Origin of the sequence: Streptomyces sp. SDr-06, from assembly GCF_003324565.1 — a bacterium.
Taxonomy (GTDB): domain Bacteria; phylum Actinomycetota; class Actinomycetes; order Streptomycetales; family Streptomycetaceae; genus Streptomyces.
This window is the reverse complement of record NZ_QOLA01000049.1, coordinates 1-15,650: the sequence shown is the minus strand read 5'-3', so window position 1 is coordinate 15,650 and position 15,650 is coordinate 1. Positions and strand designations below refer to the sequence as shown.

The 15,650-nt window shown below is 70.0% G+C and carries 11 protein-coding genes and 1 pseudogene; 7 read left to right on the top strand and 5 right to left on the bottom strand.

All coding sequences use genetic code 11. The annotated features are described in order from the left end of the window. The first annotated feature begins 262 nt into the window (after nt 1–262). The 3 genes and pseudogenes from DT019_RS38650 (at nt 263) to DT019_RS38640 (ending at nt 3,412) form a co-directional block, all read left to right on the top strand. Nucleotides 263–844, top strand: coding sequence for a peptidoglycan-binding domain-containing protein (locus DT019_RS38650; protein WP_317617862.1), 582 nt, complete (start codon nt 263–265; stop codon nt 842–844). 142 nt (nt 845–986) lie between these two features. Further along, a pseudogene (locus DT019_RS38645) lies at nt 987–1,448 on the top strand (transposase); the annotation flags it as partial. Between the two features lie 146 nt (nt 1,449–1,594). Then, complete coding sequence (locus tag DT019_RS38640) at nt 1,595–3,412, top strand: APC family permease (RefSeq protein WP_114041679.1); 1,818 nt, start codon at nt 1,595–1,597, stop codon at nt 3,410–3,412. Nucleotides 3,413–3,439: 27 nt separating this feature from the next. Here DT019_RS38640 and DT019_RS38635 read toward each other — a convergent pair whose 3' ends face one another. Together DT019_RS38635 and DT019_RS38630 are read right to left on the bottom strand one after the other, a co-directional pair. Next, on the bottom strand, nt 3,440–3,988 hold the full coding sequence (locus tag DT019_RS38635) for a hypothetical protein (protein ID WP_114041678.1): 549 nt from the start codon (nt 3,986–3,988) through the stop codon (nt 3,440–3,442). An 87-nt stretch (nt 3,989–4,075) separates the two neighbouring features. Further along, the gene (locus tag DT019_RS38630) at nt 4,076–5,644 is read right to left on the bottom strand and encodes a Na+/H+ antiporter (protein ID WP_114041677.1); all 1,569 of its coding nucleotides are present in this window, start codon (nt 5,642–5,644) and stop codon (nt 4,076–4,078) included. Nucleotides 5,645–6,150: 506 nt separating this feature from the next. On the opposite strand from DT019_RS38630, the gene DT019_RS38625 reads away from it, so the two are divergent. From DT019_RS38625 to DT019_RS38610, 4 genes are all read left to right on the top strand, one after another. Beyond that, nucleotides 6,151–8,628 carry an ATP-binding protein gene (locus DT019_RS38625; RefSeq protein ID WP_223279985.1) on the top strand — a complete coding sequence of 826 codons (2,478 nt, stop codon included), beginning with the start codon at nt 6,151–6,153 and terminating at the stop codon, nt 8,626–8,628. Between the two features lie 333 nt (nt 8,629–8,961). Then, nucleotides 8,962–9,756 (top strand): DUF4118 domain-containing protein, encoded by a 795-nt coding sequence (locus tag DT019_RS38620; protein WP_114041676.1) that lies wholly within the window; start codon nt 8,962–8,964, stop codon nt 9,754–9,756. A 411-nt stretch (nt 9,757–10,167) separates the two neighbouring features. After that, nucleotides 10,168–11,514 (top strand): hypothetical protein, encoded by a 1,347-nt coding sequence (locus DT019_RS38615; protein ID WP_114041675.1) that lies wholly within the window; start codon nt 10,168–10,170, stop codon nt 11,512–11,514. A 226-nt stretch (nt 11,515–11,740) separates the two neighbouring features. Then, nucleotides 11,741–12,847, top strand: coding sequence for a hypothetical protein (locus tag DT019_RS38610; protein ID WP_114041674.1), 1,107 nt, complete (start codon nt 11,741–11,743; stop codon nt 12,845–12,847). 29 nt (nt 12,848–12,876) lie between these two features. On the opposite strand, the gene DT019_RS38605 is transcribed toward DT019_RS38610, so the two are convergent. The 3 genes from DT019_RS38605 to DT019_RS40040 all read right to left on the bottom strand — a co-directional run. Next, nucleotides 12,877–13,671: a GNAT family N-acetyltransferase gene (locus tag DT019_RS38605; protein ID WP_114041673.1), complete on the bottom strand. Its 795-nt coding sequence runs from the start codon at nt 13,669–13,671 to the stop codon at nt 12,877–12,879. 205 nt (nt 13,672–13,876) lie between these two features. Then, the gene (locus DT019_RS38600; RefSeq protein ID WP_114041672.1) at nt 13,877–14,686 is read right to left on the bottom strand and encodes an SDR family NAD(P)-dependent oxidoreductase; all 810 of its coding nucleotides are present in this window, start codon (nt 14,684–14,686) and stop codon (nt 13,877–13,879) included. A gap of 783 nt (nt 14,687–15,469) precedes the next feature. After that, the coding region (locus tag DT019_RS40040) for a hypothetical protein (protein ID WP_189390316.1) at nt 15,470–15,650 on the bottom strand (181 nt) is incomplete at its 5' end.

Sequence of the window (15,650 nt, the reverse complement as noted above, 5' to 3'; positions counted from 1 at the left end):
CTATAACCGCCGCCGACTGCGCAAGCACAAGGACTTCGGCTACCTCACCCCAGCCGAGACCCGGCAACGGCACCAACACAGCCTCGCAGCATAGACATCAAGTGTCCAAGATCACGGGGAAGCTTCAATGCCCGGACACTTCAGCCTGTGCTGAAAGCATCGCACCCCTCTGCCGGAACAGGGAGCCTGTTACGCGCCAGCCCATCACCAGCCAGGGGCCAACAGTTCCAGCGCAGCCCGACACGCGTTGACGCCACGCGGTTTGATCGACGGGCCGTCGCCCGTCGCTGTTCTGAACCAGAACGTCACGATGTCAGTGACGCTGGATGAGAGCGGACGGTCGGTGACGGTGGCCGAGCCGGGGCCCCTGCACATCGACAAGAAAGAGGAAGCAATGCGACCTGCCTTAACAAGGGCGCTCGTCAGCGCTACTGCCATCGTTGGAATCGCCGCCGGGAGCCTGGCGGGTGCAAGTGCAAGCTTCGCGGCGCCCCAGCCGACCGCCACACCCCTGGTCAGCACCCACGACGTCTCCATCCTCGCAGTGAACAACCTGGGCTTGAACACAACCCAGGCCAAGAACTGGCAGTGCTGGCTGCGCGACTCGGGTTACGACCCCGGTACGATCGACGGGCAGCTGGGCACCAACAGCTGGATGGCGGCGCAGAGGATGTTCAACGACTTGCACCTCGGCGCCGGTACCGTCGACGGAATCGTCGGACCCAACACGATAGGGGCGCTGCAGCGCTATCTGAACAGCTACGGCTACAGCCTTGCCGTCGACGGGAGCGCCGGACCGCAGACCAGGGCCGCATTCGCAGATTTCAACTCCACCGGCTGCTGAGCTGGACCGGAGCCTCGCGAGGGTCTGGCCGGGCGGGCATGCGGCCGCCCGGCCAGACCCGCGCCCATGAACGTGTCGGCCCAACGACCGCCCTTCGAGCGGACCTCACTCTGTCGCCTGCTGGGTCGGGCTCCGCGAGCAGGTCCTGGCCCTCTACGCCCGAATCATGTCGGTCCGCGACATCCGCTCGTATCTGGCGAAGATGTACGGCACGGATGCGTCGCTTGACCTCGTCTCGAAGGTGACCGATGCGGTCATCGACGAGATCACGGCAGGCGCGCCCGCCGGACTCGCTCTGGCCGGTCGTCTACATCGACTCGTCTACATCGACGCGCTGTGGATCACAGTGCGGGATGGCAGGGTGGCCGACCGTCCAGTCCATCTCGCCATCGGTGTCGACCTGGACGGCTGCAAGCACGTGCTCGGCCTGCGGATCGGCAAGGACGGCGAAGGCGCCCGCCAATGGTTCACCATCCTGGGCGAGTTGAAGGCGCGGGGCGTCGAGGCCGTGCTCGTGGCCTGCTGCGACGGGCTCCCTAGGCTGTCGGACGCGATCAACGCGGTCTGGCCCCGGGCCCCGGCCAAACGCGCGTCCTTGAGGTGAGTGTTGCTGTCCAACGGCTGCTGGAGGACCCGTACTGCTGGGACGGGACACGAAGCGTTGGCGCGTCCTTGCCGCTCCCTGCCGCAGGGGGCCGGTCACACTGTCCTGGGTCAGCCCCCATCTGTTCCCGGCTCCGCGAGGTTCCCATGACGTTCGGACTGGCCCGCCGCGAGCTGCGGCCGAGAGTCCCGCTGCGGCACGGCGAAGGAGACAAGTACCGCCTCACCAGTATCGAAGGGCTGGCCGCGCTGTCCCTGGACGCGCTGAGCTCGGTCGCCTACGGACCCGAGGCGATCGTGCTCGTCCTGGTCGCCGCCGGAACCGGGGCGCTGACCGCCACACTCCCGGTGACCCTTGTCATTGCCGCGCTCCTGGCGGTGCTCGTCGTCTCGTACGGGCAGGTGATCGCCGTACACCCGGACGGCGGGGGCGCCTACGCGGTCGCGAAGAAGGACCTCGGGGCCAGGGCGAGCCTGCTCGCGGCGGCCAGCCTCGTCGTCGACTACGTGCTGACCGTGACCGTGAGTCTTGCTGCCGGTGCGGCGAGCCTCGCCTCCGCGTTCCCCGCCCTGGGGTCGCACCTGCTCGCCGTCTGCCTCATCGGACTCGCTCTCCTCACCGCGGTGAACCTGCGCGGAGTGGCCGAGAGCGCCCGGGTGCTGATGCTGCCGACGGTCCTGTTCATCGTGAGTATCCTCGGCATCATCGTCCTCGGCCTGCTGCGTTCGCATCCCGCCGCCGTGGTCGGCACTGCCCAGCCCGTCCATGCCACCGAGGCGTTGGGGGTGCTGCTGATCCTGAAGGCGTTCTCCTCCGGCTGCTCCGCGCTGACCGGAGTGGAGGCCATCGCGAATGGGGTCCCCGCCTTCCGTGTTCCGCGGGTCAAGCGGGCCCAGCGCACCGAGCTGATGCTGGGTGCGCTGCTCGGGACGATGCTGATCGGCCTCGCGGTGCTGATCCGCCGTGATCACGTGGCCCCGCGCGGTGGCGTGACCGTACTTGCCCAACTCACCGCGGGCTCGTATGGAACGGGCTGGCTGTACTACGCGACCAATCTGATCGTCACGCTCGCTCTGGCCTTCGCTGCCAATACCAGCTTCGGCGGGCTGCCCGTCCTGATGAGCCTGTTGGCCCGCGACCACCGGCTGCCCCACCTTTTCGGGCTGCGTGCGGAAAGGCCGGTCTACCGATGGGGAGTGGTGGCCCTCGCCCTGCTCGCCGCGGTGCTCCTGATCGCCGTGAACGCCGATACGCACCGGATGATCCCGTTGTTCGCGATCGGTGTCTTCATCGGGTTCACGATCAGCCAGATCGGACTCGTACGGCACTGGGCCGGACAGCGGCCGCCCCGTTGGCTGCCGCGCGCAGTGCTCAACGGCGTCGGCGCGGCCCTCACGGCCGTGGCAGGGACGGTGCTCCTGGCCACGAAATTCCTCGAAGGAGCCTGGGTCGTGGTCGCCGCCATTCCTTTGCTGATGCTGCTCTTCGCCCGGGTTCACCGCTACTACGCGGCAGTGGGGGCAGAGCTCGGCCTCGGCGAAATTCCGCCGCCGCCCGTGCGGCACACCGACTCCCTGGTGATCGTGCCGGTCGGCGAGATCAGCAAGCTCACCCAGTACGCGCTCACGGCCGCCAGCGCCCTCGGCCGCGAGGTCCTCGCCGTTGCCGTGCACGCTGATCCCGACAAGGCCCGCTCTCTGAGGGCGAACTGGGACCAGTGGAACCCGGGGGTGCGACTGGAGGTCATCGACAGCCCGCACCGATCACTGGTGCAGCCCATCGTCGAGTACGTCCTGGCCGAGGCGGAAGGCGGACGGCAGATCGCCGTCCTCATCCCCGAGGTCGAACCGCACCACCGCCGCTACCAGATCCTGCAGAACCAGCGCGGCCTCCTGCTGGCTGCCGCTCTGCGGGCCCGCACCGACGTCGTGGTCTGCATCGTCCCCTACCGGCTGAGCCTGTGACGGGGCTTCTGCGCCGAGAGGAAGCGGCTACTTGAGGCCTGACAGCTTGAACACCGTGCGGGCCGTTTCCTTGTCGATGCGTGCCGCCATCTGCTGCAGCGCCGTCTCTCCGCAGCACAGGATGCCCCGTTGGGCACTGGTGCGCGCGTCGCCGTCCAGTATGTGCCAGAGAGGGGGATTGGCGACCAGGACCTTCGGGTCGAGCTCGACCCGGTTGCCGTCGGCGTCGCGAAGGATCAGGCGCTGCGCGACGCCGCCCGACCAGCGCACCGAGACGAGCCGGTCGGTGCGTACGCCGGACTCGCGCAGCAGCCCCCGGGACACCAGCCGCCCCCGGCCCACCGACACACGGGCCGGCCACAGCACCAGGGCCAGCAGGACGGCCAGGCCCAGCCACAGTGCGGCGCGCGGATCGGTGAAGGTGTCCGCCATCTCGTCGATGCCGAGCAGCAGTGCGAACAACACGGCCGCGCATCCCACGGCGGAACGGGCCTCGCCCGCCCAGGTGGTGTCGTGCAGGAGCGGCTCTCGCGGCGCCTGGTCGCCCGCCACGGCGCGGGTGGTCCGTCTTCCCATGGCGGGACCGTAAGCGCGCGGAGCGGGGACGGCGGCGTGCGGCAGGCCGTTTTGACGCGGGCCTTACGGGACTCTGACGCCCGGGTCTCAGGCACCTGCCAGCCGCGCCTCTTCCAGGTCGAGGGAGCGCTGGAGCCTGCGGCGCGTGGTGTCGCTGATGTGGTGATGCTCGTAGAGGCGCTGGAGTTCGGCGGCCTCCTCCAGGATCAGGTCGCGGCGCAGCTGCCGGTAGACGTGGTCGGCGGACTCCGACGGTTCGCTGTCGGTGTCGTCGAGGCGTTCACGCGCGTGCTCCCGGCGAGCCAGCAGGGCCCGGCGCAGGCGGTCGGCCACCACGTCGGGGACGGCTTCCAGTTCGGCGATCTCGTCCAGGCGCCTCAGCCCGGCATCGGCCAGGCTGAGGCGGGCACGGGCCTCTTCCCGTTCGGTGCGGTCGGGTTCGAGGGCTATGCCGGAGCGGCGCACGACGGGGGCCAGTGAGAAGCCCTGGACGACGAGGGTCACGACCACCACGGAGGTGGTGATGACCAGGATGAGCGGACGGCCGGGGAGCGGGGTGCCGTCGGTGCCGGCGACCGGTATGGAGAGCGCGGCCGCCAGGGGCATCACGCCCCGGGTGCCGGCCCAGGAGAGGACGACGGGGACCCGCCAGTTCGTCCTGCGCTGGCCGCCCTTCCACTGGAGCAGCGCGGACAGCGGGAAGATCCACAGCATCCGGACGGCGATCAGTGTGCCTGCCAGAGCGAGGGCGTACAGCGGCCAGAGCCTGTCGGCGTCACCGAGTTCGCGTATGAGGCCGGGCAGCGAGAGGCCGATGAGGCTGAAGACCACGCTCTCCAGGAGGAACACCACCGTGCCGTAGACGGCGTGCAGTTGGAGGCGGATGCGGGCACTGGTCAGCCGGTCGGAGTTGCCGCCGAGGACCACTCCGGCCACTACCACGGAGGTGACGCCCGAGGTGTGGGCCGTCTCGGCGAGCACATAGGCGGCGTACGGCGTGACCAGCGCGATCACCGTTTCCAGGACTGGCTCCTCGGTGCGCCGGCGGATCAGTACGACCAGGCCGGCGACCGCCGCACCGATCAGGGTGCCACCGCCCGCGAGCAGCGCGAACTGTCCGCCCGCGCTCGTCCCGGAGACGGCGGAGGCTGTCACGGCGATGCCCACCGCGACCTTGAAGAGAACCAGCGAGGTGGCGTCGTTGAACAGGCTCTCGGCCTGCACCAGGACCTGCACCTTGGGTGGCAGCGCGAGCCGGCGGCCCAGCGCCGTGACCGCCACCGGGTCGGTGCTGGCCAGGACCGCGCCGAGGACCAGCGCCGGCTGCCACGCCAGCGGCGTCAGCACCGAGGCGACGTACCCGACGGCCGCGGCCGAGGCGAGGACCAGGCCGACCGCGAGGACGCCCACCGGCTTCCACACGGCGCGCAGTTCGCGCCAGGACATCTCCTCGGCGCTGGCATACAGGAGCGGAGGAAGGACCACGAGACCGATGATTTCGGGCGTGACGTGTATCGCGGGGGCGCCGGGCAGCATCGCGACGGCCAGACCGGCGACGACGAGGAGCGAGGGTGCGGGGATGCGCCAGCGGCGGGCGCCCGTGGCCACCAGCGTGGCGAGCACCACGAGAAACAGGATTGTACCGACGCCGCGCATGCCGTCCCCCTGGACCGAAAGGCGGGCCCCGTCGGCCCGCTACGCCGACCAGACTTCCCGGCACACCGCCTTCACCCTATCGATACGGCGATCATCAAGGGGATGTCAATGCTGTGATGCCCGGCGACAGAAAGGTGTCAAGACGCACACCTCCTGGCCGTCGGAAGGGGTTCCGTGGAAGGGAGCCCATCGCTGCATCCGAGTCGTGGCCGCCCCATGGGGTGCGGGGAGTTGGACGACTGAGAGCGTCGAGCACCTGGTCGGACTCGGTAGGGCCGGATGCCTGTGCGGCCGCCTGGTCTTTGGCTTGGTCCGCCCGGGCCGCTTCTGACGGACGCTCCCCGGCCGGGCTGGGGGATCAGGAACGCATCAAGGTCGTACGTCGTGGTCGCAGTGCCCGGCGACGTCCGGTGATGATCAGGAGCACACATCGCGCCCCCGGTCGCCAGGATCCCTGCACGGCGACCGGGGCGTGCGTTCTGCGAGAGGAGGCGTGTGCTGTGGTGGTGGAGCCGGACGTCCCGCCCGGAAGGCGGGGTCGGCTGAAGGTCTTTCTCGGGGCAGCTCCCGGGGTGGGCAAGACCTACCGGATGCTCGACGAGGCTCGGCGGCGGGCGGGGCGCGGCACCGACGTGGTCGTGGGGTACGTCGAGTGCCACAAGCGACGGCACACGCTGGCGGGACTCGACGGCCTGGAAGTGATTCCGCGTTCTCAACGAACCTACCGTGGCGGCGAGTTCGACGAGATGGACCTTGACGCGGTGCTGGCGCGCCGCCCTCAGGTGGCGCTCGTGGACGAGCTGGCGCACACCAACGTCCCCGGTGGACGCAATGCCAAGCGGTGGCAGGACGTCGAAGAGCTGCTCGCCGCCGGGATCGACGTGGTGACCGCGGTCAACATCCAGCACGTCGAGTCGTTGAACGACGTGGTCGAGAAGATCACCAAGGTGCCCCAGCAGGAGACCGTCCCCGACGAAGTGGTGCGCCGCGCCCACGAGATCGAGCTGGTCGACATGCCCGCCCAGGCGCTGCGCCGGCGCATGGCGCACGGCAACATCTACACGCCCGAGAAGGTGGACGCGGCCCTGGCGAACTATTTCCGGGTGGGCAACTTGACCGCGTTGCGGGAGCTGGCGATGCGGTGGGTGGCCGACAGCGTGGACGAGGCGCTGCAGAAGTACCGGTCGGACCACGGCATCGGCGGCGTGTGGGAGACCCGGGAGCGGGTGGTGGTCGCCCTGACGGGTGGCCCCGAGGGTGCCACCCTCATCCGGCGGGCGGCCCGGATCGCCGATCGCTCGGCCGGCGGGGAGGTACTCGCCGTGCACATCGCCCGCAGCGACGGACTCTCGGGGGGCGCCTCGGCCACCGCGCTCGCCCGGCAGCGCGCCCTGGTCGAGAGCCTCGGCGGCAGCTACCACTCGGTGGTCGGCGACGACATCCCGACCGCGCTGCTCGAATTCGCGCGTGCCGAGAACGCCACCCAGCTGGTGCTCGGCACCAGCAGCCGCGGCAGGCTGGAGCGGTTCATGACCGGACGGGGCATAGGAGAGACCGTGGTGGCGCTCTCCGGCGACATCGATGTGCACATGGTGACCCACGAACGGGCGGGCCGCGGGCGGCTGTTGGGGTCCCGGCGGCGCACCCTGTCGACCCCCCGCCTCATCGCGGGCCCCGTCTGCGGTCTCGTCCTTCCCTTCGCCCTCACCGCCCTGCTCGCGCAGATCCGGGGGACGCTCACCCTCACCAGTGAGGCGCTCCTGTTCCTGCTCACGGTCGTCGGCGTGGCCTGCGTCGGGGGCGTGGTGTCCGCCGTGGTCGCCTCGGTGACGGCCTCGTTGCTCTTGAACTACTGGTTCATCCCGCCGGTCGGCCAGTTCACGACCACTGTCGACAGCGCGCTGGTCACCGTGGTGTTCGCGCTGGTTGCCGGGATCGTCGCGGCCGTCGTGGACCGCTCGCTCAGGCTCTCGCGCCGCTCGGCCCGCGCCACCGCCGAGGCGGAGACCCTGTCCTCGCTGGCCGGCTCGATAGTCCGCGGCGACCAGGCGATCCCCGCTCTGCTGGAGCGTACGAGAGAGACCTTCGGCATGGAGGCGGTCGAGCTCGCGTCCCTCCCGGTCGCCGACCCGGACGTCTTGCAGGTGCCGGTGGGGCCGGATGCCTTCCTGGTGCTGCGGGGCCGGACCCTGCCGTCCTCCGAACGCAAGGTGCTCACCGCGTTCGCCGCGCACGTCACGGTGGCGGTCGAACGGGCCCGGCTCGCCGAGGTGGCCGCCGAGGTCGAGCCGGTGAAGGCCGCCGACCGGATGCGCACGGCGCTGCTCGCGGCGGTCAGCCACGATCTGCGCACCCCGCTCGCCGCGGGCTGGGCCGCCGTCACCTCGCTGCGCAGCCGCGACGTCGACTTCAGCGAGGAGGACCGGGAGGAACTCCTTGCCACCGCCGACGAGTCCATGACACGGCTCGGTCGGCTCATCGACAACCTCCTCGACATGAGCCGCCTCCAGGCCGGTGCCCTCGAACTTCGCCTGCGGGCCACCGCGCTGGAAGAGGTCCTGCCGACGGCGCTGGAGTCGCTGCCCCCCGGAGCGGCCCCGGTCGACGTCCAGGGACTGAACGCCGTCCCACCGGTCCTCGCCGACCCGCCGCTGCTTGAGCGGGTCGTCGCCAACCTCCTGAGCAACGCGGCCCGGCACACCCCGCGCGGCGAGTCGGTCCTGCTGACCGCGAGCACCCTCGCGGACCGGGTCGAGGTGCGGGTGATCGACCGGGGCCCCGGACTGTCGGCGGAGGGACGCGAGCGGGCCTTCGTGCCGTTCCAGCGCCTCGGCGACACCGACAACACCATCGGTGTCGGCCTGGGCCTGGCCCTGTCCCGCGGCCTGACCGAGGCGATGTCCGGCACTCTCACCCCCGAGGACACCCCCGGCGGCGGGCTGACCATGGCGCTGTCACTGCCCGCCGCGGGCCCCCCGAACTGAGGCGTGCCCCGCGGAGGACGCGACTTGGCCGAGTTGGTGTCGTTCACCCGTCGGTACGAGGGGCAGGTCGTCTGTATGGTCGCAAGGGGCCCGGCTGGAGCCCCACCTGCCGCAGGACGCCCGTCGTGGCGCTGGTGTCCGTTCAGGACGCGCCCCGCCTTGGTGGAGTTGGGGGCCCGTGCTCGCGGCATCGCCATCCAGTGGCCGGGCTGCGTGCGCCCGCCGCGAGCCCGTATGAGAGGCCGGGGGGAACGGAGGCGGGCAGAGAGGCCTGGCTTCCGCTTCTTGGCTGGGAGGAGGATCCTGGAAGCTGGAGTACTGGAGGTGGCTGTCATGGCTGCGATCACCCTCCCGCGTCCGTCGCGACCTGCGCATTTCGGTATCCCGCTGCGTGACACGCTCGCGCTGGGGGCCGGGGTCGCAGGCCCTCTGGCCGTCGCCGGTCTGCTCGTGCCGTTCCGTACGCACGTGGCGGGCGCCAATCTCGCGTTGATCCTCGTAGTGGTCGTGGTGGCGGTGGCTGCCATCGGGCATCGCGGGGCCGGGGCTCTCGCCGCGCTCTCCTCCGCCGTCTGGTTCGACCTCTTCCTGACCCGGCCCTACGGGCAGTTCACGATCGCCGGCAGCGACGACATCACCACTGCCGCCCTGCTGCTGGCCGTCGGCCTTGCTGTGTCGCAGCTGGCCGCACGGGCCCGCCGCCTGAAGGTGGTCACCGTCGCCGACGCCGGCCACCTCGCCCTCATTCACGAGACGGCGCAACTCGCTCAGCGCGCGACGTCCGCCGATGCCGTCGTGGATCACGTCCGCCGCGAGCTCACCGGCCTGCTTGGCCTGGACGGCTGTCGTTTCGAGTACGGCTCGCTCCTGGGGCATCCGCCGCAGCTCGGGCAGGACGGCGAAGTGACCACGGCGCACGGTCGCTGGGACGTGGAGCGGCGGGGCTGGCCGCGAGAGGAGATCGAACTGCGCACGGTCGGCAACGGTCACTACTACGGCCGGTTCATGCTCCGCCCGGGGGCAGGCGGCGTCGTAGCGCTGCAGGCTCGTCTCGTGGCCGGAACCCTCGCCGGCCAGGTGGGCGCGGCTCTGGCAGACGTGGGAGCGGGCGCGGTCACCGAGAACTGAACCGCCCAGGCGTGGCTCGAACCCACCACCGTCAAGGCCGCGTCAATCCGGCGCCCTCACGCGTCAGGGGGCCGTCAACGAAAGCGATCGGTCGAACTCCTGGCCGCCATGCTGATCTCTGCACGGGTTCGTACGAGCGGCCCGTGGCGCGAGGTTGGAGGGCGAGTGGCGATCACCGCCAGTGCGGGGCAGCGTCAGGGAGCGGGGGCCCCGACGACGACTGCTGAAGCAGACCCCGCGTCGGCCGTTCGTCACGGGGGGATCCCGTCGTCCCAGGCCAGAGGGGGTCCGGGACAAGGACGGCCGAGGCGACGGTCTCCCATCGCCGTCGCCCGGCCCGTCCGCCTCTTTTCGTACGCCCTCGGCCGCTACTGGGCCACCACACAAGGTCGGCTGCGGCTCGCCCGCCTGGTGTGCCTGCTGCTCGTCGCCGGACTCGTCATCCTGATCTCCGTGGCGGCCACCGGGCGGTCCACGACCTGGGATGCGATCCAGCATCGGGACGCGCCCCGCACGGTGGCTGCCACCCGGCTGAATCTGGCGCTCAACGACATGGACGCCCAAGCCGCCAACATCCTGCTCTCCAGCGGCGATTCGGGCACCGGCAAGGGACGTCTCGACGAGTCGTACAGCAAGGCGAGCGGCCTCTACCGCGACGCCCAGCAGACCATCAGCGTTTCCCTGCGCACGCTCGGCGCCGCCTCTGAAGGCGATACGGCAACCGAGGACACGGTGGTCTCCCTCACGGACGACTTCGCGCACTATCAGGAGCTGATCGGCCGGTCACTGGAGAACGACGGGCACCCCGGCGGCAAGGACGCCGCCCGCGCCGACTACCGACAGGCCACCGACCTCCTGGCAGAGCAACTCATGCCCCAGGCGCGGCATTTGGTCGATGCTAACAACGCCGTGTATGAGCGGGAGTACGAGGCCGCACGCTCCGACCTGTCCGTCCAGCTCGTCATCGAAGCCGTTCTCGGGTTGATGCTGCTCGTCGCCCTGGTCGTGCTCCAGGTCCGCCTCGCCCGCAGCTTCCAGCGTGTCTTCAACCCCGCACTCCTCGCGGCCACGCTGTGCGCAGTCGTCGCGGTGGTGTGCGGCGGGCGCCTCCTGACGGTGTCCGAGGAGCAGCTGAAGGTCGCACGCCACGACTCCTTCGACTCCGTGCTCGCACTCTCGCGCTCCAAAGCCATCGGCTACGACGCCAACGCCGACGAAAGCCGCTTCCTGCTTGATGCGTCCCGGAGGAGCCTGTACGAGAAGTCTTTCTTCGACAAGTCGCAGCAGCTGTACGGCCTCGAAGGCGCGAGTCTCAGCACGTACGACACGAGGCTGGCCGATACCTGGTCGGCGTATCAACGCGACCACAGCAACGAGCAGTTCACCGGCGAGTACCGGCGCGAGCTGGACAACATCACCTTCGCCGGGGAGCGAGAGGCGGCCGAGAGGACCGTCGAGGCATACGCCGTCTACCAGAAGGACGACCTCGCCTTCCGGCAGCTCATCGCCGAGGGCAGGCTCCAGGAGGCCACCGTCTTCTGCATCGGCTGGGCGTCCGACACGTCCAACGCCCATTTCGGCGTCTGGATGAGGGCCCTGGACCAGGTGACCGCGATCAACGCCGCCCACCACGAATCGGCCATCGCCACCGGACGCGACGCCGTCAACACTCAGGCGTCCACGGCTGTCGGGGCCCTGCTCCTCGTGTGCGGGCTCCTCGTTGTGGGGCTGCGACCGCGCCTGGCCGAGTTTCGCTGACGGGGCAGGCCGCAGGACTTGGGCGCTGCCCCGGCCGCGGGAGAGCCGATGGCCGCCCCCCGGTGCGGCTTCCACATCCTGATCGAACGCGCGGCCAGATGCGCCTAGGCCCGTCTCGGGGGCTGCCCGACGGATCGGCGGCCGGGACGGCGGCGTGCATTGCGGGAAAGGGGGAGTGGTGAGTTCGGTACGCCCGCGACTGGTTACCGCGGCAGGGAGCTTTGCGATGCTCACGGGCGCGGCCATGGCCGCCGTCGGCGGCATCGGTGCCGTGTGGACCGTGCTGTGGATCTTCGATGCGGCGCCCGGGAGCAACCGGTGGCTCGGGGGTTGGACCCTGTTCGCCTGGTGCCTGCTGATGCTCGGCATGGGGGCGGACCTGCTGGTGAGCGGCCGCGGAATCCTGCGTAGCCGGCCAAGCGCCCTTGGCAGAGCCGAGAACGTCCTCTCCCTCGTGAGCGTGGTGGCCGCTCTCGGCGTCGCCGGAACACTGAGTCCGGCTCTGTTCGACCATTCGGTTTCCACGGGGGACCGGCTGCCCCCGCTGATGGGCTGCACAGCGGTCTTCGCCCTCGCGGTGACGGGAAGAGCGTTGTGCTCGGCGAAAACGACGCGGCACTACCTCGGACCGCAGACCGAGGACCCTCTCATGGAGCCCCTTGCGGCGGAGTTGGCGGCTGGGGCATCACTCGGCGCACAGGTCGCGGTGCTCCGGATCCCGCACGAGACCATCCATGTCCATGTGCACGGCGCCGTCTTCTTCCACGGGCACCGTGCACATGTGGTGCCGGGCAGGGGAAAGACGTTCGCCGTGCGATGGCAGGAGGTGGAGCGGTTCGACCACTCCTTCTCCAGGGCCCGCCATCGGGGCGCCACATATGAGTTCGGGTACAGGTACTGCCTCTGGCACCGGGGCACCCGGCACCGAATGATGGCCGGCGCCCTGGCTCCCGAGGAGACGGCGCTGACGCACTTCGTCCGCCTGGCGGAGCCGAAGATCGCGGAGGCACAGCTCCCCGGCATGCTGGAGCGTCTGCGGCAGGGCGGAACGGTCGACTTCAAGCTGGCCGCCATCACGCCCGAGGGCCTGCTGCTCTACGACTGGCTGCTCTTCGTGAATCGCCGCAAGCTCATGACCTGGTCCGAACTGGACCACATTGAGGTTGGACCGCGGTTCGACCTGAAGAAACGCCCGCGCGGCATCGTCGTGCACACCAGGAACGGGGAGCACCGGCGGGCGATGTGGGAGCCGAACGGCATACCCAGCCGGATGGCCTTCTTGACCTTGTTGGAACACTTCGGCGTCGATGTCCGCGAGACACGGCCCCGGTGACGGGGCGCCCGACGTGTGCCCGGCACCAGCTAGGCGGGAGTGGTGGTGATCCGGTCGGCGGAGACTCGGTTGGAGGCGGGGGTTCCGGTCGCGTAGTGGACGTACTCGTGCTCCAGGCGGAAGCCGGCGGTCCAGGCGAGCAGGCGGCTGGGGCGGTTGTAACGGGAGCAGGTCCAGCTCGCGGTGCGGCCACGGGCTTCGACGTCGGCGCAGAGCGCGACGACACAGCTCAGCGCGAGCTGCTCCCGGCGGTGTTCGGGGACGGTGACGACGGCCAGGTCCTCGAACCGGCTGCCGAGGAAGTAGGTGCAGGCGACGGCCAGCAGTCGGCCCCGGTGGAAGGCACCCCAGGCATACCCGGACCGTGCCAACCGGCTCGGGCCGCCCCAGCTGGCGTGAATCCAGGCCGAGTCGGTCCCCAGCGCGACAAGGGCCGTTGCATCGGAGTCGACGAGTCGGCGTACCGTCACGCCGCGCGGCAGACGCGGTGCGGCCGGTTCCTCGGTGTGTACGTACACCATGCGCTCCCACGGCACGACCCGGTCGAATGCCGAGCCCAGGGCCGGCAGGAAGCGGGCCGGAGCCAGAACGTAGCGGTCGGCGAGCGGAGCCAGACCGGCTGGTTCCAGCGAGCCTGGGTCGCCGCTCAGCAGGACGTGCCCGGCGCAGCTAACAGCGACCGTACGGGGCTGCTCGGCGCGGTCCACCCAGAGGCGGCCGGACCGCGTGGCGAGGGCGTGTTCAGCCAGCGCGGTCGGTCCGGCTGTCCCGCTGGGGAACCAGCGCAGGTAGGCAAGGAGTTGGCGCAGTGGAAGCTCGATCAACGAAGGTCACCTGGTTCTGGCGTGGGGAAGGAGAAGGGGCGGACTGCCCGCCGGGTACAGTCCGCCCCTCGGGCGACAGGATTGAGGCCGTTAGGTGCTGGCCTTGCTGCCGTGGTTGGCCTTCCTCTTGCGGCGGTCCTTCTTCTTGCGCGCTCGCTTTGACACGGGCTGTGGCTCCTTCAGAGGGTGCGGGAGGGGATGTTCTTCAGGCCGTGTGGCCGACCAGCAGGGAGGCGAGTTTGTTGAGGCGCTGCACGGAGCGGCCCTCGGTGGCGGCGGGCGCCGGGTCGACGTGCTGGTCGCGGTCGTAGTAGGCGCCGTTGACGATCTCGGTGGCCGGGTCACAGAGGCGTACGACATGGGCGGCGCCCTCGGCGGCCGGGACGCCCTCGTTCGCGTACAGCGGGAGGAGGGCGGTCTCGCAGATGCCAGGGTGGACGGAGACAGCGGCGACCCGCGGGTCGGCGGCGAAGACGGTCAGGGCCAGCTGCGCCTGGGCGTAGGCGGCGAGGCGGGAGTAGCGGCGGGAGCGGTTGGGGTCGCTCCACTGGATGCTGCCGGTGCGGTGCAGCGAGGAGGACACATTGACGACGCGGCCGCCCGGGTCGCTGGTGAGCGCCGGTTCCAGCAGGCAGGTCAGCAGGTAGTGGGCGAGGAAGTTGACCTGGAAGGCGACCTCGTTGCCGTCGTCCGTGACGGTGTGGCGCTCGGGGGCTGCCATGCCCGCGTTGTTGACGAGGACGTCGATGTGAGGGTGCGCCTCGGCAACCCGGCGGGCCATGGCCTCGACCTCGTCGAGGCGCGTGAAGTCGGCTGCGTACCAACAGAGTTGACCGGCCTCGATACCGGCCGTAGCGATGAGACGGTCCGTGGCCGCCTGAGCCTCGTCGGCGGTGCGGCCATGGACGAGGACGGTGGCGCCACGTTCGGTGAGCTGGCGCGCGGTCTCGTAGCCGATGCCGGAGGTGGCTCCGGTGACGAGGACCGTACGGCCGGTCAGGGACGCAGAAGTCATGGTGGGGCTTCCTGGATGTAGGTATGGCGAAATCGCCCCTCAAGGCAGGGGGACGACAGGGAGGGAGGGCGCGATACGCCACCGGGCATGGGACGACGGTGGCGTTCGCGCGGGAGGGTGCGGCTCAGAGAGCCGGCACGGGAACAGCGCGCGCTGCCGGCTGCACCGGATTCGGTGGCCGGTCGTCATGGCGCAGACCGCTGTTCATGACTCCATCCAACTGGCTCGCAGGCAGGGGCTCAAGAGGGCGGTGCCGTCCCTAACGAGGTTCTGATACGGCTCAGTTCGGGCCGGGGAGGCAAGTCGGCTGGGGCCCTGTGGGGCCCGGGGCTCCGGTACTGGCACGCGGTGAGTGGAGGCGATGCGGCCGGACGGAACGGCACGCCACCGCCCACGCCGGAAACGTCGAGGCACACGACCCGAGCATGAGCCGGTCGTGGCTCCTGCGACCGCCAGAGGACGGGAGTACAGCAATCCAGGCGACAGCGCACCACGCCCTGACCGATGAGTGGCGTTTTGCGCCGCTCCGGCAAGGCGGAACACCTCGGGTGTCAGCGTCCTGTCAGGATCTCGTATGTGAAGACCTGGCCGATCTTCGTACATGTGGCCGGAAGATGTCGGGAGCTCTGCGATCAATCTGCCCCGTTTGTGGCAGAGAATGTAGAAGCATCCCCAGGTGGGCAGGTGGCCGTCGCTGCAGGCGTAAGGGTCTCGTCAAAGAGACGCCAATGGCCGTAAGAGGCCCGTCAACGGAACACGCAATCCTCGTCGGAGGCGGTTTCCTCAGGGCGTCCGTTCTTTTTCGAACCTCTTCCAGGAGTTCACGATGGCCGACGCGGCCTTCGTCGTCACCACGGTCGCGGTCTTCGCGCTGGTGGCGCTCATCGCCAAGGGGGTGGCGAAGCTGTGACTGCCGAGAACATCGTCGGCCTGATCGTGGCCGTCGCCCTGCTGGGTTACCTCG

Coding starts and splice junctions, on each gene's coding strand:
- DT019_RS38610 (WP_114041674.1), top strand. CDS start 11,741: ATGCTCACGGGCGCGGCCATGGCCGCCGTCGGCGGCATCGGTGCCGTG.
- DT019_RS38640 (WP_114041679.1), top strand. CDS start 1,595: ATGACGTTCGGACTGGCCCGCCGCGAGCTGCGGCCGAGAGTCCCGCTG.
- DT019_RS38600 (WP_114041672.1), bottom strand. CDS start 14,686: ATGACTTCTGCGTCCCTGACCGGCCGTACGGTCCTCGTCACCGGAGCC.
- DT019_RS38635 (WP_114041678.1), bottom strand. CDS start 3,988: ATGGGAAGACGGACCACCCGCGCCGTGGCGGGCGACCAGGCGCCGCGA.
- DT019_RS38630 (WP_114041677.1), bottom strand. CDS start 5,644: ATGCGCGGCGTCGGTACAATCCTGTTTCTCGTGGTGCTCGCCACGCTG.
- DT019_RS38620 (WP_114041676.1), top strand. CDS start 8,962: ATGGCTGCGATCACCCTCCCGCGTCCGTCGCGACCTGCGCATTTCGGT.